The organism is Pseudooceanicola lipolyticus, assembly GCF_002786325.1.
Classification (GTDB): Bacteria; Pseudomonadota; Alphaproteobacteria; order Rhodobacterales; family Rhodobacteraceae; genus Pseudooceanicola_C; species Pseudooceanicola_C lipolyticus.
Window position 1 is genome coordinate 1 of sequence record NZ_PGTB01000409.1, and the last position, 697, is coordinate 697.

General features: G+C 71.7%; 1 protein-coding gene. It reads left to right on the forward strand.

Annotated elements, in window-relative coordinates:
- Positions 1-697 (forward strand): single-stranded-DNA-specific exonuclease RecJ (locus CVM52_RS26295; protein ID WP_205965048.1); only part of this gene is annotated, 697 nt, incomplete at both ends.

Here is a 697-nt window from a genome sequence, read left to right on the forward strand (position 1 = left end):
ACCGGATTGCCGCCGGCGCTGTGCCAGGTGCTGGCCCGGCGCGGCATCGCCGCGGAGGCCGCCGAAGGCTTCCTGACCCCCCGCCTCAGCGAGCTGCTGCCCGATCCGCGCGGCCTGAAGGACATGGAAACGGCGGCGCGGCGCTTTCTCAGCGCCGTCACCCGGCGCGAGCGCATCGCGGTCTTTGCCGATTACGACGTCGATGGCGGCGCCTCGGCGGCGCTGTTGCTGGACTGGCTGCGCGGTATGGGGCGCGACGCGACGCTGTATATCCCCGATCGGATCGACGAGGGCTATGGCCCCAACGAACCGGCGATGCAGCGCCTGGCCGCGGCACATGACCTGATTGTCTGCGTCGATTGCGGCACCCTGTCCCATGGCCCGATCGCCGCCGCCGAGGGCGCGGATGTGATCGTGCTGGACCACCACCTGGGCGGCGAGACGCTGCCGCCGGCCCTGGCGGTGGTGAATCCCAACCGGCAGGATGAAAGCGGCGATCTGGGCTATCTCTGCGCCGCCGGCGTGGTGTTCCTGATGCTGGTCGAGGTGCGGCGACAGCTGCGCGAGGCGGGCGATGGCATCGGCCCCGACCTGATGGCGCTGCTGGACCTTGTGGCGCTGGCCACGGTGGCCGACGTGGCGCCGCTGATCGGCGCCAACCGGGCGCTGGTGCGCCAGGGGCTGGCGGTGATGACCC